The organism is Roseobacter fucihabitans, from assembly GCF_014337925.2.
Taxonomy (GTDB): Bacteria; Pseudomonadota; Alphaproteobacteria; order Rhodobacterales; family Rhodobacteraceae; genus Roseobacter; species Roseobacter fucihabitans.
The window spans coordinates 1,232,657-1,254,091 of record NZ_CP143423.1 but is presented as its reverse complement, the minus strand read 5'-3'; the positions used below and the strand labels follow the sequence as shown (position 1 = coordinate 1,254,091).

Sequence of the window (21,435 nt, the reverse complement as noted above, 5' to 3'; positions counted from 1 at the left end):
TTCATGACAAAAACAGCCCTCATTACCGGTGCCTCACGTGGCTTGGGTGCCGCCCTGGCCGTGGCCTTGGCCCCGACCCATCATATCATCGCCGTGGCGAAAACCACCGGCGCGCTTGAAGAGCTCGACGACCGGATCACGGCCAAAGGCGGATCCGCGACCTTGGCACCGATGGATGTCACGAATGCGGATGCGATGGCGACGCTATGCCGGGGGATTTACGAGCGTTGGAACACGCTGGATCTGTGGTGTCACACGGCCATTCATGCCGCCCCGCTCACGCCAACAAACCATATCGATCCCAAAGATTTTGCGAGATCCGTGTCCGGCAATCTGACGGCTACCGCGACGTTGATCGCCTATGTGGCGCCCCTGCTCGGCGCGTCTGGACAGGCTGTTTTCTTTGATGATCCGCAGGCAGGTGTGAAATTTTTTGGCAGCTACGGCAGCACAAAGGCCGCACAAATTGCCTTGGCGCGCAGCTGGCAGGCGGAAACGGTGAAAACCGGGCCAAAGGTGTCGATCCTTACGCCTCCCCCCATGCCAACGGCCACCCGTGCGCGGTTTCATCCTGGTGAAGACAGGGAAAAATTGACCGATCCGACCATCGCGGCCAAGGCTGTTCTTGCACAGCTTTGACGCCAGAACGCTACGCGAAAACAATAAAACCCGCGCCCGGCGCACGCGCTCTTGCCGCAAGTGCAGGGCTCGCCTATCAAGGCGCAAAGGGGCTTATTCATGCGAATTCTCATTACAAATGACGACGGTATTAATGCGCCGGGGCTGAAGGTGCTGCATGATATTGCCGCCGATCTCGCCGGCGATACGGGCGAGGTCTGGACCGTGGCTCCGGCGTTTGAGCAATCCGGCGTCGGTCATTGCATCAGCTATACCCACCCGATGATGATCAGCGAATTTGGCCCGCGCCGCTTTGCCGCCGAAGGATCACCTGCGGATTGCATTTTGGCCGGGCTCCATGATGTCATGAAGAATACCCCGCCCGATCTGGTTCTTTCAGGCGTCAACCGGGGCAATAATTCGGCCGAAAATACGCTTTATTCCGGCACCATCGGGGGGGCAATGGAGGCGGCTTTGCAAGGCTTGCCTGCCATCGCGCTGTCGCAATATTACGGCCCCGCAAATGCCCAGATCGACAATCCGTTTGAGGCCGCCGCGCAGCACGGTGCGGATGTTATGCGCCGTATTCTCGCGCATACGCCAGAAGAAAATGGCGGTTACCGTTTGTTTTACAACGTGAATTTTCCGCCCGTAGCCGGACAGGACGTTAAGGGTGTGCGCCTGTCCACGCAAGGGATACGCAGCGGCACGGGGTTTTCAACCGAGCCGCATATGTCCCCCTCGGGGCGGCGGTTTTTGTGGATCCGGGGCGGGGATCAACAGATCGCCACGGCTCCGGGGTCAGATGCCGCCGATAATTTGGCAGGCTTTATTTCGGTGACGCCGATGCGCGCGGATCTAACGGCGCATGAAATGATGGGCGCGCTTTCCGGCATCGCCACATGACCCCTGATGCGGAACGCAAGATGCAATTTCTCTATGCGCTGCGCTCCAAAGGTGTGACCGACAAACGTGTGCTCTCCGCGATGGAGAGCATTGATCGCGGGCCGTTCATCCGCGGCATTTTTTCCGAGCGCGCCTATGAGGACATGCCGTTGCCCATCGCTTGCGGGCAAACCATCAGCCAGCCATCGGTTGTCGGGCTGATGACGCAGGCTCTGCATGTCAGCCCGCGTGACAAGGTGCTCGAAATCGGCACGGGTTCGGGCTATCAGGCCGCGATCCTGAGCAAGCTTGCACGCCGCGTCTATACCATTGACCGCCATCGCCGCCTCGTGCGTGAAGCGCGCGATATTTTTGACGAGATGAGCCTAGCAAATATCACCGCCATCACCGGGGACGGCAGTTTTGGTCTGCCCGATCAGGCTCCATTTGACCGCATCATCGTGACCGCCGCCGCCGAAGATCCCCCCGGCACATTGATGGACCAGCTCAAGATGGACGGCATCATGGTGGTGCCGGTGGGTCAATCTGATGCGGTGCAGCACCTCATTGTTGTGCGCAAAACCCGGCAAGGCATTGAATATGAAGAGCTGCGCCAGGTCCGTTTTGTTCCTTTGCTCGAAGGCTTGGGAAAGGACGGATAAGCTGCTATACTTGCGCTCAAAGCGTCGGATCAACCGATGCGCGCCAGTGGCTGATTGAGGAATTGCAGATGACACATTTTACTTCGCGCCCGCGTGTGCGCCTGTGGCTGTTGAGTATGACAGCGATGGTCGCACTGGCCGGCTGCGCTGATCCGCTTGATTTTGACATCCGCAGCGGGCTTGGTGCCTTCAGTACGGCAGGCGCTGCCAACCAGGAACAGATCGCCGAACGCCCCAACCCGGACGCGCGCGGTGTGATTTCCTATCCCAATTACCAGGTGGCCATTGCCCAACGCGGGGACACGGTTGAAAGCGTGGCACAGCGCCTTGGCGTCAGCGCACCCGAATTGGCGCGCTTCAACGGCATCGAAAGTGGCGTGCCGCTGCGCAGTGGTGAGGTCATCGCCCTGCCCAGTCGCGTGGCGGAACCTTCCGCCGCGACGGGCGCGGTCGCCGCGGGCAGCGTGGACGTTGCAACCCTCGCCGGGGATGCCATCAACCGCGCGCCCGAGACGCAAGGCGTGCGTACCGCCGCATTGCCGCCCGCCGCAACCACCCCGCAGCCCCAGAGCGGTACGGAGCCGACGCGCCACAAAGTAGAACGCGGCGAAACCGCCTATACCATTGCGCGGCTCTACAATGTTCCGGTGAAATCGCTGGCCGAATGGAATGGTTTGGGGTCTGATTTCGCGATCCGCGAAGGCCAGTTCCTGCTGATCCCGCTCGCCCGGCAGGCCGGACCGCAACCGACGGCCGCTGCAAGCACCGCCGCCGTGACCCAGCCGGGTGCCGGTTCACCCACACCCACACCGCCAAGCGCGACAAAACCTCTGCCTGAACCTGAAAAAACCGTGACCGCTGCGGTATTGCCCCAGGTCGACGTCGGTGAGGCGAGCAAAGCCTCATCCGAGGCCGCCATGGTGTTCCCAGTTTCCGGGTCCATCATTCGCGAATACGCCAAAGGCAAGAACGAAGGCATCAACATCAAAGCCAACGCCGGTGATCCGGTCAAGGCCGCCGATGCGGGCACGGTTGCCGCCATCACCAAAAGCGCTGAGGGCATCCCGATCATCGTGATCCGCCATGATCCCGAATTGCTGACGGTCTATGCGAATGTGACCGATGTCACCGTCGAAAAAGGAACCCGCGTCAAGCGTGGCCAGACCATCGCTGAATTGCGGAGTGGTGATGATGCCTATGTGCATTTCGAGGTGCGCAAGGGGTTCGACAGCGTCGATCCCATCCCCTATCTCAAATAGGATGCGCGAGGCTCAGCCCGCGAGCGTCACACCGCTGCGACCGGCCAGATCGGTGAAATATTGCCAGGCCACGCGCCCTGAGCGGGACCCGCGGGTGGCTTGCCATTCAATGGCTTCGGCGCGCAGGTTTTCGTCTGATATATCCACACCGTAAGCCGTGCAATAGCCGCGGATCATCGCCAGGTATTGATCCTGATCACAGGGGTGAAAGCCGAGCCACAAGCCGAACCGATCCGACAGCGACACTTTTTCCTCAACCGCCTCGGAGGGGTTGATCGCGCTACCCCGCTCGTTTTCGATCATATCACGCGGCATCAGGTGGCGCCTGTTGGAGGTTGCGTAAAGCACGACGTTTTCCGGGCGTCCTTCGATCCCACCATCCAGCACCGCCTTGAGGCTCTTGTAATGCGCATCATCATGGCCAAAACTAAGGTCATCGCAAAACAGGATGAACCGATAAGGCGCACCGCGCAGCAGGTTCAGCAAACGCCCGACAGAAGGCAGGTCTTCGCGTTGCAATTCGATGATCCGCAGGCCTTCATGTTTTGCATGAACTTCGCCGTGTATCGCCTTGACTAAACTTGACTTTCCCATACCCCGCGCACCCCAAAGCAGCGCGTTATTGGCGGGCAAGCCCCGCGCAAATTGTTCGGTATTCGCCAGCAAGGTATCGCGCGAGCGGTCCACACCAATCAGCAGCGAAAGATCAACGCGCGAGACCTCTGCCACCGGTTCAAGCCGGTCCGGTTCAACATGCCATACAAAGGCGGCAGCGGCAGCGAAATCGGGGGCAGCTTGGGACGGCGGTGCCATACGTTCCAGCGCCGCCGCGATCCGGTCCATCGGGTCGTCGATCACGTCAATTCGTCCTCATCGTCATAGAACCCTTCGGCGCGCAGTTTTGCTTCGCGCTTATTCTCGACGCGGCGCACAAGGAAGATGGAAACCTCATAGAGACCATAAACCACCACAAAGAGGATGCCCTGCGTGATCACATCCGGCGGGGTGACCAATGCGGCCAGCACCAGAATGGCGACCACGGCGTATTTGCGCACATTCGCAAGCCCCTCACCGCTCACCAGACCGGCCTTGCCCATCAGCGTCAGCAGCACCGGCAATTGGAAACACATCCCGAAGGCCATGATGAATTTCAGCGTGATATCGAGCGATTCATTGACCTTGCCAAAGAAGGTGATGCGCACGCCGTCCTGGGTTTCCGGGACAATGGCAGCGTCCACGGGCAGATCGGAGACCGTCCCGGACAGCAGATTCGCAAAGATCGAGGAGACATCGGCAAATCCAAGGAAGAATTGCATCGCCAGCGGCGTCACGACCAGATGCGCAAAGGACGCGCCCAGCATGAACATCAAGGGCGAAGCCAGCAGGAACGGCAGGAACGCACCCTTCTCCGCCTTGTAAAGACCGGGGGCGACAAAGCGCCAGAGCTGGAACCCGATTACAGGAAAGGCCAGCGCAAAGCCAAAGACCATGGAGATCCGAAACAGCGTAAAGAGGTATTCCTGCGGGGAGGTGTATTGCAGCGTCGGGGACGGATCGCCCAGGTCGCGCAGCGTGGCCTCAATCGGTCCCAGCAGATATTGCAGGATCGGTTCGGCCACGATGAAGACCAGCACGATGCCAACCAGAAATGCGAGCACGGAGCGGATCAGCCGCGTGCGCAATTCCGCCAGATGCTCGATCAGCGGGGCGGCACTTTCGTCGATGTCATCGGATGCGCTCATGTGTCACTCTTGGCGGGGGGTGTCGGGGCGGCGTCGCGGGCTGCTTCGAGCTTGGCGGCGGCGGCCTGAGCGTCCTGCGCCTCTTTCATTTTACGATCTGCCGCCGCACGGGCGGTCGCGGCCTGGATCTTCTTGGTCTGTTCGGCGCGCTCAGACGCCAGCTTGCCGGTCTCGCTTTCGGGATCAAATTTACTCAGATCGGCCGCCGCGTTTTTCACCCCGTCAATCGCCGAATTGATCGGGTTGGTCGCGGTTTTGAGGCCCTTGGCGACGTCATTCATGCCGGTTTGATCGGCCGCATCATTCATGGCCCGGCTGAACTCGCGCGCCATGCCCTTGGCCTTGCCGACCGCCTCTCCCGCCTTGCGGAACAGCACCGGCAAATCCTTCGGGCCCACAACGATCAGAGCGACGACGCCGATGACCAGCATCTCCGTCATGCCAATATCGAACATGGATCAGACCTTGTCTTTTTCGGTCTCGGGCGTGACATCCTTGGCTTCCTCGGAGGCCTTGGCGATCTCATCCTGCCCGTCGCTGATGCCCTTTTTGAAGGAGGTGATGCCCTTGCCGACTTCGCCCATCAGGCTGGAAATCTTGCCGCGCCCAAAAAGCACCAGCACGACAACCGCGATCAGCAACAGGCCGGGAAGGCCAATATTATTCAACATTTGAAATCTCCCATATCTTTTGCGCCCTGCCGAGCATTCCATCACAGCGTTACGAAAATCCAGGCCCGACGGGAAGGCTCAAAGCCGTGTCTGATGCCATCAGAGGGGCCGTTAACCCAGAAAATGCGCATCGCAGCATATCAACTGACAGGTTTATGTCAGTTGTGCTGTGTCATGTCCACGCTGAACGCAGGATATTGAAAGGAAAACTCATGCGCATTCTCCCCCTATTCACCACCCTCATCGCATTCGCCGCCACGGATACGCCGCGCGGCGACCCGGCTCCGGGTCCGATTGCCGAAATCGTGAGTTATCGGTTGAAACCGGGCATCAGCATCGAGGCCGCCGTCTTGGCCGCACAAGGGACCGAAGCCTTTCTGCGCGAGACCGGGGCTGTTATCTCGCGCACCCTGTCGCGGGATGACAATGGGGTCTGGACCGATTTTATTCTCTGGACGTCGCTGCAAGCCGCGAAAGAGACCGAAGCCAACGCGATGCAACGGCCCGAGTTTGCACGGTTCTTTGCGATGATGGCGGAAACATCTGTCGAGTTGCGCTATGCGCGCGTCATGATGCAGATGGACTAGGCCGCACGCCGGTGGCAGTGTCCCCCCATGCGCCGCACGGACCGCCTTTTTGACATCATCCAGATCCTGCGCGACGGGCGGTTGCACCGCGCGCAGGACATCGCGACCCGCCTGGAGGTATCAACCCGCACGATTTACCGCGACATGGACACGCTCACCGCTTCGGGCGTGCCGGTGCAGGGCGAGCGCGGTGTCGGCTATATGATCACGGAGGCGATCACCCTGCCACCGCTGACCCTGACAGTGGAGGAGTTGGAGGCGCTCAACCTTGGCATGGCCATCGTGGCCGAAGCCGCCGATGCCGATCTCAAGGCCGCAGCACTCAGCCTGGCGGATAAGGTCGATGCCGTGCTGCCGACCCAGACGATTGCGCAGGCTGATGCTTGGAAATTCGCGGTCTACCCCTTTGCGGATGCGGCACGGGGGTTTTCTCATATGCCGATCCTGCGTGCGGCCATTCGCGCGAAACAAAAACTGCGCATCACCTATACATCAAAAGACGCGCAGGTCAGCACCCGCGTTATTCGCCCGCTTCATATGGAATATTGGGGACGCGTCTGGACACTGACCGCATGGTGTGAATTGCGCAGTGCTTTCCGCGTGTTCCGGGTGGATCTGATACAGACCGCAGAGGCCTTGCCGGAGCTGTTTGTGGATGAGCCCGGCAAATCGCTGGCGGATTACGCGCCGTAACAAGACGCGGCCAAGTGTTCAATTTCCACAAAAATAGTCTCGCGGCACCGGCCATTGGCGATGCCCTTCTTGCGCAGACCAGCCGCTTTGGTTTGAACCAAAGCGGCTGGTGATCAAGCGCAAGGCTGTCTCTCGGGACGCGCTGTTACTCAGCAGCCAGCCGCGTTATTCGCAGCTACACCGCCTGCAACGGCACCACCAGCGGTCAGGATATCATTACCCGACCCACCGCCAAGCTGATTGCCCAGAGCCGCACCGGCCAGGGCACCCGCAACGCCTGCGCCAACACAACCAACCTGTCTTTGTTGCTGTGGGGAGGTCGCGCAGGCCTGTAGCAGGCCCATCGTTGCGAGAACTGCAATAATACCGATTTTTTTCATTATTCTATTCCTTATAAAGGCTGTCGGCCTGATACCGACCCTTTTTAAGTACGTGCACAGATCAGACGCTGCAAGTCACAGTCTAGGGATTATAGCGAAAATGCGCCGGTTTATGAGGTGAGTTTCCACCCTGTTTGCGGCGGCAAAAACGCCTCGACGCTGGCCTGCGCGATGACGATTGGCCCCTCGCCGTCTGTTGCAACGTCAAGCCCGCCCCTGACCACACGCACGGTTGCCTGCCCTCGCGGCAGCGTGGCGACCAAAGCGTCTGCGTCCACGGCTTCGGGCTTTTGCACGGCCACCGTCACCTGCACGCGCATCTGGTCATGACCCAGACCAACAGCCCCAAAAAGCGGCAGGGAGGAGTGGCGAAACGCGTCCTCAATGGCACGGCGCGCGGCCTTGGTATAATCCTGCCCATGCAGGTCATTGCCCATGCCCATCTCGATGATCAACCGCTGCTCAGACATCTGCACGCTCCATCTTGAACCCGACCGTCAGGGCGACATTGGCCATGATCGTCGGATTACCCTCTCCCTCGGGGCGCGCCACATCCAGCCCGCCGTGATGCACGCGCACCGTGGTATTGCCATAGGGAAATACCTCTGCGATCTGCGCGATATCGACCGCGTCCGGATCCTGCACACCAATGTCGACGATGATCTGCATGTCGGTCTTTTCGAACCCGAACAGCTCCGCAAGGTTGATCGAATTATGCCACAGCGCATCGCGCACCCCGCGCACGGCGGCCTGTGTGTAATCGCCCCGTCGCAGCGACGTGCCCATGCCAAACTCGACCAATAATCGTTTCATCTGCGTCTTCCTTCCCGCCGCTCAGGCGTCAAAAACAAAACATCTGTCGCGCCGGATGGTAAGCCACATCACCGTGCCGGGTTGCGGCAGGAATACATTCGGCACCGTCGCACGCAACACCGATCCATCATAATCCATGCGGAATTCCACGAGGCTTTCGCTGCCCATGAACCGCGCACGTTCCACCACACCGCGCGCCGCCGTGCCGTCACTGGCCGTGGGTTTCGGTCCGGTCCCGTTACGGTCAAAATCAATGCGCACATGTTGCGGGCGAAAGACGATGTTGACCTCGGTGCCATCCGCCACGCCGGGGGCCAGAAAGCGGCCAAAAGGGGTATGCGCCAAAGCCCCGCTGACCCGGGCCTGCAAGACGTTGGAATCCGAGAAAAACGACACGGCAGCGCGATCCACGGGGCGGGTATAGACGTTATAGGGCGCGCCGCGCTGTACGATTTGACCGTCGCGCATCAGGGCGATTTCATCGGCCATGCGCAAGGCTTCTTCGGGCTCATGCGTGACCAGCAGCACGGCGGTATCGGCCTCCTTGAGGATGGTTAGCGTATCATCACGGATGCCGTCGCGCAGGCGGTTGTCCAACCCCGAAAACGGCTCATCCATCAGCATGATCTTGGGTTTGGGAGCCAATGCGCGGGCCAGCGCCACGCGTTGTTGTTCCCCGCCCGAAAGCTGGTGCGGATAACCGTCGATGAAGCGCATCAAATCCACCCGCGTCAACAGTTCGACCACCCGCGCGCGCTTTTCGGCTTTGCTGCCTTTTTTCAGCCCAAAGGCCACGTTATCCGCCACACTCAGATGGGGAAACAGCGCAAAGTCCTGAAACATCAGGCCAATTTCGCGCCGCTCGGGTGGCAGACGGAACACGGTGTCACAGACCAATTGACCGTCCACATAGATTTCGCCGCTGTCCTGCATTTCCACGCCCGCAATCATCCGCAGGGTCGTAGATTTGCCGCAGCCAGAGGGTCCAAGCAGGCAGGTCACCTGCCCCGGCTGGATTGCAAAACTGACGTCATCTACCACCGCGCGCCCGTTAAAGGCGCGTCTGAGGTTCCTGATTTCCAGCCGTGGTGGGGGGGGCGTCACGCAGCACTCCAAATCCGATAGAATTCATCGGATAAGCAGCTATCAGCCCTTCCGCGTGCCCGCAAGCACCGCGGTGAAACCAATGGCCAGCACCATGATACAGATCACCAGGAGCTGCTCGTATTTGTGACCCTGCGGCAGCAGTGCCGCGATGCTCGGCCAGCCGCGCGCAAAATAGACAAAGGCGCCGATCAACGCCGCGCCGTAGGCCAACAGATAGGACCAGAGTGGGATTTTACGTCCCCCCATCAACCCCACCAGCAGAATCGGCGAGAGGAACATGGAGGCCGTGCCGCTGACGGCGACGGCGTCAAACAACGTAGCATTGCCCCAAAGCGTCAGCGCCGCCCCGAGCGCCATGACGCCGCACATGACCAGCCGCCCGCCGGTGAGGCTGCGCGCGAGGAGCCCCATTTCCTCAACGGCCAGGCGCGCCGAAGAGGCGAGCGCGGAATCAAGCGTGCTGAGGGCGGAGACCAACAGCGATATGATCAGCAGCGTGAAGACCCAAGGGGGAAACATCGCGGACCATGTGCCAATGAGTTCGGCCTCATAGGTGGCACCGATCAGGCTGGCCTGGATGCCGAAAAAACCGAATGCCAGGATACATAGCGTGGAGATCCAGAATGCATGAATGAAGGAGCGGCGCGTCGTGTCCGGGTCTGCCAGAAAGCCGCGGTCCATCATCACCGGATCATGCGCGGGATAGGAAAACACCTGAAGGGCTGCGACCGCCAGCAGGACCCACCCGTTATAAGGCCCCGACACGCCGGGGGCCATCAGCACGGCACCCAGCGAGAATTGCGGGGACAGGACAAGCGCGAGGAACGCCAGCGTCAACGCCACCAGAAATAGCACCATTTGCACCACATCCGTGCGCAGCGCCGCATTCAGCCCACCCCAGGCCGAATAGGCAAGCCCCAGAACGGACACGACCGCGATGGCCAGCGTCCCCTGCCCGCCCGCAAGCGTGTCAAAAATCAACCCCACCACCAGCAGATTGGCAAAAACCTCCGACAAGAGCCGCAGGCCGATCACAAGATTATAACTGCCCTGCCCAAGGCGTCCGAAATGCGCGCCCAACCAATCCTGCATTGAACGCGCGCCGGTGCGGCGCAGATGCGCGACAATCACGCCCCCCGTCAGGAAGGAGCAATAATAGGCGGTATAGGCCAGCGTCCCCGCAATCCCGTAATAATAGCCGAGGATCGCCGCATTCATCAGCGAGCGGGCGAAAATCCAGGTGGTGACCTGGCTGAGCACCAGAACCCAGAGACCGGGCGCGGCACCTTGCGCGGATTTACCGCCAAAAAACCCCTCCACTGTGGCGCGACGGGGGGCGGCGAGCATGGTTGCGACAATAACGGCCAAAAAAATAACCCCTAAAACAACGACATGCATGGCCTGGCCTTTTGAATTCGTGACGCATATCGGCTAGCCCAAGTGCCGCGCGCGCACCAGTTCAACCTTCTTTTCCTGTCAGAAATGTGATGATCTGTGTATGTTCCCGGTCCTGCGATCGGTTCAGAGCAATTCGAATTGACCGGTGGCGCGGTCCACCCCGTTGACCTGTACCGTCAGATGATGCGGTCCGGGATAGAGCCGAAATGTCGTCGCATCACCCTTCAGGACGTGGGATTTGCGCAAAACAAGCCCGTGACCCGCCCGCACCGCACCCTGTTTCAACTTGAAAACTTTCTGCCCCTGTTTGCCACCCGGTCGCGCAAAACTGATCCGGTAATCCACCAGCACCGCCACATCGCAAGGTGCCGTGATGGTGCAGGAAAAGGCCAAGGCCTGACCGATTTCAACTCTGGGAGAGGTCAATTCCAGCTGTACGGATAGCGGGGCCTCAGCGTCATATCCCAAGGCGGCCATGGCACCGGGATGTCCCTGCTTGATCAACGTGCGCAGGGCGTGGCGGGTCATCCAGGCCAACTCCTTTGGGTCCTGCCGGGCTTGGGATGTCCACTGCGCCAGCCTGCCGAGCACCAGATCGGGGTGGGTTTTGGACAGATCGTTCAGGTGATTGGCGACCGAGCGCGTGACATATCGCGTTGGGTCGGCGTGCAGCTGGTCCAGCAGCGGCAGGGTTTGCGCCGCACTCAGCTTGACCGCGCGGGCCCAGGGCAGCTTGGGGCGTGTCCCTTCGCTCACAAGGCGGCGCACGTGGTAGTTATCATCCCCTGCCCAAGTGCTCAGGATTGTGAGTGTTTCGGCGGGCCATTCATTGAGGAAAGAGCGGATATAGAACTCCATCGAAAACCGCTGCGTCGCGCGATAGAGCAGATCCATGGCGCGGGCCCGGTGTGCTTCCAGCCCGTGGCGCACCGCGAGGATGCCCGGAATGGCGTGGATGAAATGACCGAAATCATCATCCTGCCGCATGGGGTCCAGAGGGGCGGGCATGGCCGCCTCGAGCGCTGCGGCCTTTTGCGTGAAATCGGCGGGCAGTTGTGCGTCGACACAGTCCGCCAGCCAATCCATGCGCGCCATCAATTCACGGGACGCAAGGCCCTCCAGCGCCTCACGCTGAAATTGAGCCTGATCAAAACCGGGCACGGCGCGGGCGTATTCACCGCCCAATTGCGCGACCGTCTGCGCATTAAACAGCTCATCCTTGCGGAGGATTTTTTCAGCCATGGATCAGATCGTCGCGTTGGTCGCGCCACCATCGCACAGGATATTCTGCCCCACGATGAAACCGGCATGCTGTGAACATAAAAACGCGCAGGTCGCGCCAAATTCCTGTGGCGTACCATAACGACCCGCCGGAATGCTCGCCGCACGCCGCGCGCGTGCTTCTTCCATCGAAATGCCCTCGCGCTTGGCGATGGGGCCGTCGAGAGCCTCGGCCCGGTCGGTGGCATGGATGCCCGGCAAGAGGTTGTTGATCGTCACGCCCGAACCCGCGACCTGGCGGCTGGTGCCCGCGACATAACCCGTAAGACCCGTGCGCGCGGCATTGCTCAGACCCAGCTGCGGGATCGGTGCCTTGACCGATTGCGAGGTGATATTGACCACGCGTCCCCAGCCCCGCTCCATCATGCCCGGCACCAGGGCTTTGATCATCGCGATCGGCGCGAGCATATTGGCATCCAGCGCCTTGATGAAATCGTCGCGGTCCCAGTCATGCCACATGCCCGGCGGCGGCCCGCCAGCATTATTAACAAGAATATCCGCGTCTTGCGCGGCGGCAAGCACGGTTGCGCGCCCCTGCTCACTGGCGATGTCGGCGGCAACGATTTCCACCTTGACATTATGCTGCGCGCGAATGGTTTGCGCGGCGGCCTCCAGCGCGACACTGCCGCGCGCGTTCATGATCAGATCGCATCCCGCGGCTGCAAGCGCCTCGGCGCATCCCAAACCCAAGCCTTTGGAGGATGCACAAATGATCGCTCTCTTGCCTTTAATTCCCAAATCCATGTCATCGCCCTTGTTGCATTTGAACGCATCTCTATCACCCTAGATGCGAGGCTGACCAGTAAAACACAGCTGGCGGAATGGATGTGCCGCTTGGTGTTGAGGACCTATGGAGCGATCGGCCCATGAACCGGCGCGTCTTGCGCTGGGGCCGCGTCACAATCGGGTAAACCCGTGGGGGTCGATTGCGAAGATCGGCAAGCCGGGTGTGCGGGTCATTTTGAATTCCATGATTCCACGGCCCGGCGGCTCCCCGCGGCTGCGGTGGAAAGGAAGGTGGCCTGAAAGCCCACCTTACGCGCATATCGCGCCGGATCGCGCTTGTCTGCGTGCTTGCCGCGCCGCTTGCGCCTCGCTATATGCGCATTCATGTTGGACACACCCCAAAACCGCCCCGCTTTGCCGCCCGAAATTGCGCGGCGTCGCACGTTTGCGATCATCAGCCACCCGGATGCGGGGAAAACCACACTAACAGAGAAATTCCTGCTGTTTGGTGGCGCGATCCAGATGGCGGGTCAAGTGCGCGCCAAAGGCGAGGCACGCCGTACGCGCTCCGATTTCATGGCAATGGAGAAGGATCGCGGTATATCGGTCTCCGCCTCTGCGATGTCCTTTGATTTCAAGGAGTTCCGGTTCAACCTTGTGGATACGCCGGGCCACTCGGATTTTTCCGAAGACACCTATCGCACGCTCACGGCCGTGGATGCGGCGGTCATGGTGATCGACGGGGCCAAAGGGGTGGAAAGCCAGACGCAAAAGCTGTTCGAGGTCTGCCGCATGCGGGACCTGCCAATCCTGACGTTTTGTAACAAGATGGACCGCGAGAGCCGCGATGTCTTTGAGATCATCGACGAAATTCAGGAAAACCTCGCCATTGACGTCACGCCTGCAAGCTGGCCAATCGGGGTGGGTCGCGATTTTCTGGGCTGCTATGACATGCTGCGGGATCGCTTGGAATTGATGGACCGCGCGGATCGCAACCGTGTCGCAGAATCGATTGAGATCAACGGGTTGGATGACCCGAAACTGGCCGACCATGTGCCCGCAGCCCTTCTTGAAAAACTGCGCGAAGACGTGGAGATGGCGCGCGAATTGCTCCCGCCCCTGGATATGGCGGCGATGCATGAAGGCTCACTCACACCGATCTGGTTTGGCTCTGCCATCAACTCCTTTGGGGTCAAGGAATTGATGCAGGGGATCGCAACCTACGGTCCGGAACCGCAAATCCAATCGGCACAGCCGCGCCAGATCCTGCCCGAAGAAACCAAAGTGTCAGGCTTCGTTTTCAAGGTGCAGGCCAATATGGACCCAAAACACCGCGACCGTGTCGCCTTTGTGCGTCTGGCGTCCGGGCATTTCTTGCGCGGCATGAAGCTCACGCATGTGCGCTCAAAAAAGCCGATGTCGATCACCAATCCGGTCATGTTTCTGGCCTCTGACCGCGAATTGGCCGAAGAGGCCTGGGCGGGCGACATCATCGGAATTCCCAACCACGGGCAATTGCGCATTGGTGATACGCTTACCGAGGGCGAAACGATCCGCGTCACCGGTATTCCGTCCTTTGCACCCGAACTTTTGCAAGGGGTACGCGCGGGTGATCCGATGAAGGCCAAGCACCTTGAAAAAGCCCTGATGCAATTTGCCGAAGAGGGGGCGGCGAAGGTCTTCAAGCCCTCCATCGGGTCGGGGTTCGTCGTCGGGGTTGTCGGCCAGTTGCAATTCGAAGTGCTCGCCAGCCGGATCGAGCTGGAATACGGCCTGCCCGTGCGCTTTGATGCGTCCCAGTTCACGTCCGCGCGCTGGGTCAGCGGTGCCAAACAGGCCGTTGACAAGTTTACCGAAAGCAACAAGCAACATATTGCCTTCGATCATGACGGCGACATTGTCTACCTGACACGTCTGCAATGGGACATTGACCGGGTGGCGCGTGATTACCCGGATGTGACCCTGACCGCGACAAAGGAAATGATGGTCTGAGCCACGACAGCCTGTTGCAGCCAGGCCTTGCGATTTGCAACGCACACCGGGCATCTCAACTATCACTTCAACTTAGGCGCGTATTACCTTGAAGGTTTTCAACGAATTCAGCGATCCGACACGCATCTGTTTGACGCTGACAAGACTTGTTGTTAGATACGCGCAGCATATCGCGACAAAGTCTCCACTTGGGCCATGCGGGCCGATATGAACGCTGATGCGGGCCAAAAGATGTCCGCCAACCACGGACACATATGACAAAATTTTCTGACCTAAACCTGAATCCTAAAGTCCTGAAAGCCATTCAGGAAGCGGGCTATGAAAGCCCTACACCCATCCAGGCCGGTGCCATCCCACCCGCGCTGGCGGGAAAAGACGTGTTGGGCATCGCCCAGACCGGTACCGGCAAAACCGCGGGCTTCGTCTTGCCAATGATCACCCTGTTGGCACGCGGACGCGCACGGGCGCGGATGCCGCGCTCTCTGGTGCTCTGCCCAACGCGCGAACTCGCCGCACAGGTGGCGGAAAACTTCGACACCTATTCCAAACATCTGAAGCTGACAAAGGCTCTGCTGATCGGGGGCGTGTCTTTCAAGGAACAGGATACGCTGATCGATAAGGGCGTGGATGTCCTGATCGCGACACCGGGTCGGTTGCTCGATCATTTCGAACGCGGCAAATTGATTCTGTCGGATGTGAAACTGATGGTCGTGGATGAGGCTGACCGAATGCTCGACATGGGGTTCATCCCGGATATCGAACGCATTTTCGGCCTCACTCCTTTCACGCGCCAGACGCTGTTTTTCTCCGCCACGATGGCGCCTGAAATCGAACGGATCACCAATACGTTCCTCTCCGCGCCCGAACGGATCGAAGTCGCGCGCCAGGCCACGACCGGCGAGAACATCACCCAGGGCGTGGTCATGTTCAAGGGCAGCCGCAAGGACCGTGAAGCCACCGAAAAGCGCAAGGTTTTGCGCGGGCTGATCGACGCAGAGGGCGATAAATGCACCAATGCGATCGTTTTTTGCAACCGCAAGGTCGATGTGGACATCGTCGCCAAATCGCTGACGAAATACGGCTATGACGCCGCGCCGATCCACGGAGATCTGGATCAAAGCCAGCGCACGCGCACGCTTGATGGCTTCCGCGAAGGCACATTGCGGTTTCTCGTGGCCTCTGATGTGGCCGCGCGCGGGCTTGATGTGCCTGCGGTGAGCCATGTGTTCAACTTTGACGTGCCAAGCCATGCAGAGGATTATGTCCACCGGATCGGGCGCACGGGGCGTGCGGGTCGGGATGGCAAAGCGATCATGATTTGCATTCCGCGCGACGAAAAGAACCTGGTGGATATTGAACGTCTGGTGCAGCGGGAAATCCCGCGTCTCGACAATCCGGTCGCGCAAGGGACTCAAGAGGCCGAGGCCCCCGCCGAAACTCCGGAGGAAAAACCCAAACGCACGCGGTCGCGCATCCGCAAGAAAGACGATGCACCCAAGGCGGCCCAGGTTGAGGAGCAAGTGTCCAAACCCACAGAACAACAGGTGGCGGAAAGCACACCGCCGGCACCCGAACCCGTGGCGGAAGAGCCAAAACGCAACAATCGCAGCCGATCCTCTGGTCGGGGCCGATCTTCTGACAACGATCGCGGCGGCAACAAGATCGTCGGCCTGGGCGATCACACCCCCGAATTTATTGGGCTCAGCTTCAAGGAACGCAGCGCGGCGCATTGATCTGCGCCCCGTTCTCCTTGGGCGAACGCGAAACAAGACCCGCTTTGGCCTGGCTACCCGAACAATTCGATGATCAACGGGCAAAAATTTCGTGTCGTGGCGGAAACCGCGTCAGGCGCGGTGCGTGCCCGTAAGGTGGGCTTTCAGGCCACCTTCCCCGCGCCGCAACACCGCAAACCGGTCTAACTCAACCGGCTGACCACGATCGTGACTTCCGGCTTACGCCCGATCTCGTCAAACGCGCTCTGACGCACGACCCGTTTCAGACCCTCGTTCAACTTGTCATCATCACGCAGAATCTTGGCCCCCGCCCGACCTAGCCACTGACCAAGGTCCGCTTCCATCACCTCCACCAAAGACGTGCGGCTGGTTCCGGTTTCAGGCAAGCCTTTGATTTCACACCAGGGGTCACCCAAAGGCTCATCCGCATCATCCAGGATCACGGTGACCACAACATGGCCGTTCAACGCCATACGGATCCGGTCGCGCACCACGCCATCCATTGCACCAATCTGCACCGATCCGTCGATATAGGTCCGCCCGGTTTCGATATATTCCGCAATCGTCGGCTGGTTGCCCGACAGATCCACCATCATGCCGTTGACCGCCAAAACACCCGTCATCCCATTGCCATTGGCGATTTTAACGTGCTCACGCAGATGTCGGTGTTCGCCGTGCATCGGGATCAAAACCTGTGGTTTGACGATGGATGCCAGCCGCTCCAGATCAGGCCGGTTCGCATGGCCCGACACGTGATAAAGCCCCGTGCTGTCATCCACCACATCCACGCCCAATTCGGAAAACGCATTGATGATGCGAATGACGCCCTTTTCATTACCGGGAATAGTCTTGGAGGAAAACAGGAACAGATCCCCCTCCTTCATCTCCATCCCTTGATATTTCCCGCGCGCCAGCTGCGCCGAAGCCGCCCGCCGTTCACCCTGAGAACCCGTCACCAGCAGCATCAGGTTTTCACGCGGAATGGATTTTGCATCCTCCGGTGGCACAGTGGAGGGGAAATCGGTCAATATGCCCGTTTCCACCCCGGCCTCAACCATGCGCTTCATCGCACGGCCCATCAAGACGATGGAGCGGCCCGCGCGCACACCGGCCTCGGCGAGGGTTTTGACCCGTGCGACGTTGGAGGCAAATGTGGTCGCAACCACCATACCCTTGGCGCTCTGCACCAGGTTGGTGATGTCGGGACCCAGCGTTGCCTCCGAGCGGCCCGGATTGGGCGAAAACACATTTGTACTGTCACAGATCAGCGCTTTGACGCCATCCTTGCTGACCTCGGCCCAGACGTCAGGATCAAAGGGTTCGCCCACAAGTGGGGTTTCATCCAGCTTGAAATCGCCCGAATGGATCACGCGGCCCTCGGGGCTGTCGATGATCATCGCGGAGCTTTCCGGGATCGAATGCGACATCGGCAGGAAACCCACCGTAAACGGCCCGGCCTTTACGGTCTGAGGCCAGGGCAACACAACCGTCACCGCATCATTGGGATGGCCATGTTCCTGCATCTTGCGCAGTGCGATATTGGCAGTGAATTTGCGCGCATAGATCGGCGCTTTCAGCTTCTCATAGGTATGGGCGACGGCACCGACGTGGTCTTCATGCGCGTGGGTGATGAAAATCGCCTCGATCCTGTCGCGCCGTTCCACCAACCATGAGATGTCGGCAAAGATCAGGTCAACCCCGGGGCTTGTGTCCATATCCGGAAAAGCCACACCAAGGTCCACCACGATCAGGCGTTCCTTGCCCGGCCGACCATACCCATAGACATAAGCATTCATGCCTATTTCACCCGCGCCCCCCAGCGCGAGGTAAATCAATCGTTCATTGCTCATAAGATTAAGCGTTATCCTTGTTGTATTTATGAATCACGGTCAGACCGTGCGTTGTCAAATCATCCTCAAAAGCGTCGAACAGCTTTTCGGACTGCTGGAAAAGCGGGGCCAGCCCCCCCGTTGATATCACGCGCATCTCTCGATCACGCTCTGCCTTGATACGGGCACATATCTCACGCACGAGCCCGACATAACCCCAAAAAACACCCGACTGCATGCAGGCAACCGTATTGGTGCCAATAACCGCCTGTGGTTTGGTAATATCCACATGCGGTAAGGCGGCGGCGGCCTGATGCAAGGCCTCAAGGCTCAGGTTCACACCCGGCGCGATCACCCCGCCGATATAAGCCCCGTCACTGTCCACCACATCGAATGTTGTGGCCGTCCCAAAATCCACCATGATCAGATCGCCGCCGTAAAGATCATATCCCGCCACCGTATTAACCAACCGGTCCGGCCCAACGGCGGTGCCCTGGTCCACGCGCACGTCTACGGGCAACAGGCAATCGGGTTTGCCCACGACAAGAGGGCGTGTATTGAAATACCGATCCCCCAAAACGCGCAGGTTGAACACCACCCGTGGCACCGTCGAGGACACGATCATATCGGTGATCTGCGCGTCGATGCCTTGCAGTTTCATCAGGGTCGACAGCCAGACGTAATACTGATCCGCCGTGCGCTGCCACTCCGTCGCGGTGCGCCAGGAGGCCAGAAATTGTTCCCCGTCCCAAATCGCAAAGACGGTATTTGTGTTTCCGCAGTCAATCGCCAAGAGCATGGCCACCCTCCTTCATGGGGTAAAAAACACATCCGCCGCCGCGATTCTGCGCAGACCCGCAGCCTCGCGCAGCATCAGATTACCATCCGTGTCTACATCTTCAAAGATACCTGTCATTTCGGCGCGCCCGGTGCGGGCGGTGATCTTTGTGCCTAGACGGGCGGCATGGGCAAGCCAGGCGGTTCTGATCGGGGCGAAACCATATTGCGTGAACTGCGTTTCAAGCCCGGCATAGTGGGCAGCCAATATATCCAGGAACGCCTCGGGGGTAATCGTGATGCCGGTCCGATCCATCAGGGAAACGGGGGTTAACGCCCCCTCCTCCACCTCATGGGCTGACGGTGCCGCTCGCAGGTTGACCCCGACCCCAATGGCAAGCGGACCAATACGCCCGCGCTGACCCGTGCTTTCCAGCAGGATACCGGCGAGTTTACCCCCCTCAAGCAGCACATCATTCGGCCACTTCATTGCAAAATTCTCTGGCATCGCTGTTACATCGGCAAGCGTGCGAAAAAGCGCCAGCGACATCACAAAAGAACGCAGCGCCGCAACACCGGGAGGCTCATCCGGGCGCAGCAAAAGCGTTGCAGCAAAATTGCCCTTCGGCATGGACCAGGGACGACCACGCCGTCCACGTGCTGAGGTTTGGTGATGTGCAAGAACCCAGAACGCACCGGGTGTTTCCGGCGCCAGCAGCAGGGCTTCATCCAGCGTAGACCGTACGCTATCACGGATGATGCGCCCATATCCAGCGGGCCAGTCTGTGCTCATCAACGCGTACCAATCCCGTCACGAAGACCGTGAAACACGCCGATCAGTTGACCAACGTGGCCGCCGCCGCCGCCGCCGCGCTTTCCACGCCGAACATATTGACGATGCCCAGCATCATGATTGCCGCCGATGCCATCAGGAAGCCCCAAAGCACGGTGGTGTTGCCACCCGCATCTAGGCCCTCTTGGCTTTCGTCGCCGAAATACATGTAGAATACGATACGCAGGTAATAATAGGCACCGATCACCGAGGCGATCACGCCTGCAATTGCGAGCCAGGCCAGATTGGCCTCATAGGCGGCGCGCAGCACGTAGAACTTGCCGAAAAAGCCGAGCATTGGCGGCACACCCGCGAGGCTGAAGAGCAGCACCAGCATGGCCAGCGCTTTGCCCGGCTCACGTTTGGCGTAATTGTTCAGCGCCGCGATATCCGTAACGGGCTGACCGTCTTTTTCCATCATCAAAATGAACGCAAATGTCCCGACATTCATGGTTACATAGATCGCCATATAGATCAGCATCGCCTGCACGCCGAGCATGGTACCGGCGGCCAGCCCCATGAGCGCATAGCCCATATGAGCGATGGACGAAAACGCCATCAGACGTTTGATGTTGGTCTGGCCGATGGCTGCAACCGCGCCAAGGAACATCGACAGCACCGACAGGAGCGCCACGATCTGGCTCCAATCCTGGATCGCATTGCCGAAAGCGTCATGCAGAACGCGGGCGAAAAGCCCCATGGCCGCGACCTTTGGGGCCGTGGCGAAGAAGGCAGTCACCGGGGTCGGCGAGCCCTCATAGACGTCCGGTGTCCACATGTGAAACGGCACGGCGGAGACCTTGAAGGCCATGCCCGAGATCAGGAAAACCAGACCGAAGAGCAGGCCGAGCGAGACATCCCCATGCTGCGCAGTTTCGATAATGCCGGAGAAGAGCGTTGTGCCTGCGTATCCGTAAACCAGCGAGGCACCGTAAAGCAGCAGACCGGAGGATAAAGCACCAAGCACAAAATATTTCAGGCCCGCTTCGGTCGACTTCACCGAATCGCGGCGCAAAGAGGCGACCACATAAAGCGCCAGAGATTGCAGTTCCAGCCCCATATAAAGCGCCATCAGGTCATTGGCCGAGACCATGACCATCATGCCAACCACGCTGAGCGCAACCAGCAAGGGATATTCGAACCGCAGCAGGCCGCGCGATTTCATATAGCCTTCGGACATGATCAGTACGGCGGCCGCCGAGAGCAGGATCGTGACCTTGGCAAAGCGCGCGAAACCGTCCAGCATCAGCATGCCGTTGAAGGCGGTTGCCGCACCCTCGCCCGTTGTCATGATCCAAACGCCAAGGGCTGCCATGACCGCCGCCGTCATCCACAAAATGGTCGAGGCCAGCCCGTCCTTTGACGTGTAAACAGCGACCAGCAGCATCACCATGGCGTAAACCGCCAACAGGATCTCCGGCAGCACGAGTGTCAAATCAGCGGATACCAT

23 protein-coding genes are annotated in these 21,435 nt (G+C 59.6%); 8 read left to right on the top strand and 15 right to left on the bottom strand.

From position 1 onward, the window contains the following. The first annotated feature begins 3 nt into the window (after positions 1–3). The 4 genes from ROLI_RS06315 (at position 4) to ROLI_RS06300 (ending at position 3,424) form a co-directional block, all read left to right on the top strand. Positions 4–639 carry an SDR family oxidoreductase gene (locus ROLI_RS06315; RefSeq protein WP_187428633.1) on the top strand — a complete coding sequence of 212 codons (636 nt, stop codon included), beginning with the start codon at positions 4–6 and terminating at the stop codon, positions 637–639. A 99-nt stretch (positions 640–738) separates the two neighbouring features. After that, on the top strand, positions 739–1,524 hold the full coding sequence (gene surE / locus ROLI_RS06310; RefSeq protein WP_187428634.1) for a 5'/3'-nucleotidase SurE: 786 nt from the start codon (positions 739–741) through the stop codon (positions 1,522–1,524). After that, positions 1,521–2,165, top strand: coding sequence for a protein-L-isoaspartate(D-aspartate) O-methyltransferase (locus ROLI_RS06305; RefSeq protein WP_187428635.1), 645 nt, complete (start codon positions 1,521–1,523; stop codon positions 2,163–2,165). Before surE ends, ROLI_RS06305 begins: the two co-directional genes overlap by 4 nt. Positions 2,166–2,233: 68 nt before the next feature. Then, positions 2,234–3,424: a LysM peptidoglycan-binding domain-containing protein gene (locus ROLI_RS06300; protein WP_187428636.1), complete on the top strand. Its 1,191-nt coding sequence runs from the start codon at positions 2,234–2,236 to the stop codon at positions 3,422–3,424. 12 nt (positions 3,425–3,436) lie between these two features. Here ROLI_RS06300 and ROLI_RS06295 read toward each other — a convergent pair whose 3' ends face one another. The 4 genes from ROLI_RS06295 to tatA are packed head-to-tail and all read right to left on the bottom strand — an operon-like array spanning position 3,437 to position 5,837. After that, positions 3,437–4,282, bottom strand: a complete 846-nt coding sequence (locus tag ROLI_RS06295; protein ID WP_187428637.1) for an ATP-binding protein — start codon at positions 4,280–4,282, stop codon at positions 3,437–3,439. Beyond that, the gene (locus ROLI_RS06290; RefSeq protein WP_187428638.1) at positions 4,279–5,166 is read right to left on the bottom strand and encodes a twin-arginine translocase subunit TatC; all 888 of its coding nucleotides are present in this window, start codon (positions 5,164–5,166) and stop codon (positions 4,279–4,281) included. Before ROLI_RS06290 ends, ROLI_RS06295 begins: the two co-directional genes overlap by 4 nt. Beyond that, complete coding sequence (tatB, locus tag ROLI_RS06285; RefSeq protein WP_187428639.1) at positions 5,163–5,621, bottom strand: Sec-independent protein translocase protein TatB; 459 nt, start codon at positions 5,619–5,621, stop codon at positions 5,163–5,165. Before tatB ends, ROLI_RS06290 begins: the two co-directional genes overlap by 4 nt. Positions 5,622–5,624: 3 nt before the next feature. Beyond that, on the bottom strand, positions 5,625–5,837 hold the full coding sequence (tatA, locus tag ROLI_RS06280) for a twin-arginine translocase TatA/TatE family subunit (RefSeq protein ID WP_187428640.1): 213 nt from the start codon (positions 5,835–5,837) through the stop codon (positions 5,625–5,627). Between the two features lie 212 nt (positions 5,838–6,049). Between tatA and ROLI_RS06275 the strand changes: the two genes are divergently transcribed. Together ROLI_RS06275 and ROLI_RS06270 are read left to right on the top strand one after the other, a co-directional pair. Next, positions 6,050–6,424: a hypothetical protein gene (locus ROLI_RS06275; protein ID WP_187428641.1), complete on the top strand. Its 375-nt coding sequence runs from the start codon at positions 6,050–6,052 to the stop codon at positions 6,422–6,424. 27 nt (positions 6,425–6,451) lie between these two features. Then, positions 6,452–7,117 (top strand): YafY family protein, encoded by a 666-nt coding sequence (locus ROLI_RS06270; protein ID WP_187428642.1) that lies wholly within the window; start codon positions 6,452–6,454, stop codon positions 7,115–7,117. Positions 7,118–7,266: 149 nt separating this feature from the next. Here ROLI_RS06270 and ROLI_RS06265 read toward each other — a convergent pair whose 3' ends face one another. From ROLI_RS06265 to ROLI_RS06235, 7 genes are all read right to left on the bottom strand, one after another. Further along, complete coding sequence (locus ROLI_RS06265; RefSeq protein WP_187428643.1) at positions 7,267–7,497, bottom strand: hypothetical protein; 231 nt, start codon at positions 7,495–7,497, stop codon at positions 7,267–7,269. A 110-nt stretch (positions 7,498–7,607) separates the two neighbouring features. After that, positions 7,608–7,967 carry a Lin0512 family protein gene (locus ROLI_RS06260; protein ID WP_187428644.1) on the bottom strand — a complete coding sequence of 120 codons (360 nt, stop codon included), beginning with the start codon at positions 7,965–7,967 and terminating at the stop codon, positions 7,608–7,610. Further along, a complete protein-coding gene (locus ROLI_RS06255) occupies positions 7,960–8,310 on the bottom strand; it encodes a Lin0512 family protein (protein ID WP_187428645.1) in 351 nt (116 codons plus the stop codon). The genes ROLI_RS06260 and ROLI_RS06255 overlap by 8 nt, the downstream gene beginning before the upstream one ends. A 21-nt stretch (positions 8,311–8,331) precedes the next feature. Next, entirely contained in the window at positions 8,332–9,414 is a 1,083-nt protein-coding gene (locus ROLI_RS06250; protein WP_187428646.1) for an ABC transporter ATP-binding protein, read from the bottom strand. 42 nt (positions 9,415–9,456) lie between these two features. Then, positions 9,457–10,815: a sodium:proline symporter gene (locus tag ROLI_RS06245; protein ID WP_187428647.1), complete on the bottom strand. Its 1,359-nt coding sequence runs from the start codon at positions 10,813–10,815 to the stop codon at positions 9,457–9,459. 123 nt (positions 10,816–10,938) lie between these two features. Continuing rightward, a complete protein-coding gene (locus tag ROLI_RS06240) occupies positions 10,939–12,057 on the bottom strand; it encodes a DNA alkylation repair protein (RefSeq protein ID WP_187428648.1) in 1,119 nt (372 codons plus the stop codon). Between the two features lie 3 nt (positions 12,058–12,060). Beyond that, complete coding sequence (locus ROLI_RS06235; protein ID WP_187428649.1) at positions 12,061–12,840, bottom strand: SDR family oxidoreductase; 780 nt, start codon at positions 12,838–12,840, stop codon at positions 12,061–12,063. A 366-nt stretch (positions 12,841–13,206) separates the two neighbouring features. Between ROLI_RS06235 and ROLI_RS06230 the strand changes: the two genes are divergently transcribed. Together ROLI_RS06230 and ROLI_RS06225 are read left to right on the top strand one after the other, a co-directional pair. Continuing rightward, the gene (locus ROLI_RS06230) at positions 13,207–14,814 is read left to right on the top strand and encodes a peptide chain release factor 3 (RefSeq protein ID WP_187428650.1); all 1,608 of its coding nucleotides are present in this window, start codon (positions 13,207–13,209) and stop codon (positions 14,812–14,814) included. A gap of 254 nt (positions 14,815–15,068) precedes the next feature. Continuing rightward, positions 15,069–16,547, top strand: coding sequence for a DEAD/DEAH box helicase (locus ROLI_RS06225; RefSeq protein ID WP_187428651.1), 1,479 nt, complete (start codon positions 15,069–15,071; stop codon positions 16,545–16,547). Between the two features lie 182 nt (positions 16,548–16,729). Here the strand turns inward: ROLI_RS06225 and ROLI_RS06220 are convergent, their stop codons facing one another. From ROLI_RS06220 to nuoN, 4 genes are read right to left on the bottom strand one after another with little or no spacing between them, the layout of a single operon-like run. Further along, complete coding sequence (locus tag ROLI_RS06220) at positions 16,730–18,397, bottom strand: ribonuclease J (protein WP_187428652.1); 1,668 nt, start codon at positions 18,395–18,397, stop codon at positions 16,730–16,732. A 4-nt stretch (positions 18,398–18,401) separates the two neighbouring features. Beyond that, positions 18,402–19,175 carry a type III pantothenate kinase gene (locus ROLI_RS06215; protein ID WP_187428653.1) on the bottom strand — a complete coding sequence of 258 codons (774 nt, stop codon included), beginning with the start codon at positions 19,173–19,175 and terminating at the stop codon, positions 18,402–18,404. Between the two features lie 12 nt (positions 19,176–19,187). After that, the gene (locus ROLI_RS06210; RefSeq protein WP_187428654.1) at positions 19,188–19,946 is read right to left on the bottom strand and encodes a biotin--[acetyl-CoA-carboxylase] ligase; all 759 of its coding nucleotides are present in this window, start codon (positions 19,944–19,946) and stop codon (positions 19,188–19,190) included. Positions 19,947–19,989: 43 nt separating this feature from the next. Continuing rightward, the gene (nuoN, locus tag ROLI_RS06205) at positions 19,990–21,435 is read right to left on the bottom strand and encodes an NADH-quinone oxidoreductase subunit NuoN (protein WP_187428655.1); all 1,446 of its coding nucleotides are present in this window, start codon (positions 21,433–21,435) and stop codon (positions 19,990–19,992) included.

Coding starts and splice junctions, on each gene's coding strand:
- ROLI_RS06315 (WP_187428633.1), top strand. CDS start 4: ATGACAAAAACAGCCCTCATTACCGGTGCCTCACGTGGCTTGGGTGCC.
- surE (WP_187428634.1), top strand. CDS start 739: ATGCGAATTCTCATTACAAATGACGACGGTATTAATGCGCCGGGGCTG.
- ROLI_RS06305 (WP_187428635.1), top strand. CDS start 1,521: ATGACCCCTGATGCGGAACGCAAGATGCAATTTCTCTATGCGCTGCGC.
- ROLI_RS06300 (WP_187428636.1), top strand. CDS start 2,234: ATGACACATTTTACTTCGCGCCCGCGTGTGCGCCTGTGGCTGTTGAGT.
- ROLI_RS06290 (WP_187428638.1), bottom strand. CDS start 5,166: ATGAGCGCATCCGATGACATCGACGAAAGTGCCGCCCCGCTGATCGAG.
- tatB (WP_187428639.1), bottom strand. CDS start 5,621: ATGTTCGATATTGGCATGACGGAGATGCTGGTCATCGGCGTCGTCGCT.
- tatA (WP_187428640.1), bottom strand. CDS start 5,837: ATGTTGAATAATATTGGCCTTCCCGGCCTGTTGCTGATCGCGGTTGTC.
- ROLI_RS06275 (WP_187428641.1), top strand. CDS start 6,050: ATGCGCATTCTCCCCCTATTCACCACCCTCATCGCATTCGCCGCCACG.
- ROLI_RS06270 (WP_187428642.1), top strand. CDS start 6,452: ATGCGCCGCACGGACCGCCTTTTTGACATCATCCAGATCCTGCGCGAC.
- ROLI_RS06265 (WP_187428643.1), bottom strand. CDS start 7,497: ATGAAAAAAATCGGTATTATTGCAGTTCTCGCAACGATGGGCCTGCTA.
- ROLI_RS06260 (WP_187428644.1), bottom strand. CDS start 7,967: ATGTCTGAGCAGCGGTTGATCATCGAGATGGGCATGGGCAATGACCTG.
- ROLI_RS06255 (WP_187428645.1), bottom strand. CDS start 8,310: ATGAAACGATTATTGGTCGAGTTTGGCATGGGCACGTCGCTGCGACGG.
- ROLI_RS06245 (WP_187428647.1), bottom strand. CDS start 10,815: ATGCATGTCGTTGTTTTAGGGGTTATTTTTTTGGCCGTTATTGTCGCA.
- ROLI_RS06240 (WP_187428648.1), bottom strand. CDS start 12,057: ATGGCTGAAAAAATCCTCCGCAAGGATGAGCTGTTTAATGCGCAGACG.
- ROLI_RS06235 (WP_187428649.1), bottom strand. CDS start 12,840: ATGGATTTGGGAATTAAAGGCAAGAGAGCGATCATTTGTGCATCCTCC.
- ROLI_RS06230 (WP_187428650.1), top strand. CDS start 13,207: ATGTTGGACACACCCCAAAACCGCCCCGCTTTGCCGCCCGAAATTGCG.
- ROLI_RS06225 (WP_187428651.1), top strand. CDS start 15,069: ATGACAAAATTTTCTGACCTAAACCTGAATCCTAAAGTCCTGAAAGCC.
- ROLI_RS06220 (WP_187428652.1), bottom strand. CDS start 18,397: ATGAGCAATGAACGATTGATTTACCTCGCGCTGGGGGGCGCGGGTGAA.
- ROLI_RS06215 (WP_187428653.1), bottom strand. CDS start 19,175: ATGCTCTTGGCGATTGACTGCGGAAACACAAATACCGTCTTTGCGATT.
- ROLI_RS06210 (WP_187428654.1), bottom strand. CDS start 19,946: ATGAGCACAGACTGGCCCGCTGGATATGGGCGCATCATCCGTGATAGC.
- nuoN (WP_187428655.1), bottom strand. CDS start 21,435: ATGGTATCCGCTGATTTGACACTCGTGCTGCCGGAGATCCTGTTGGCG.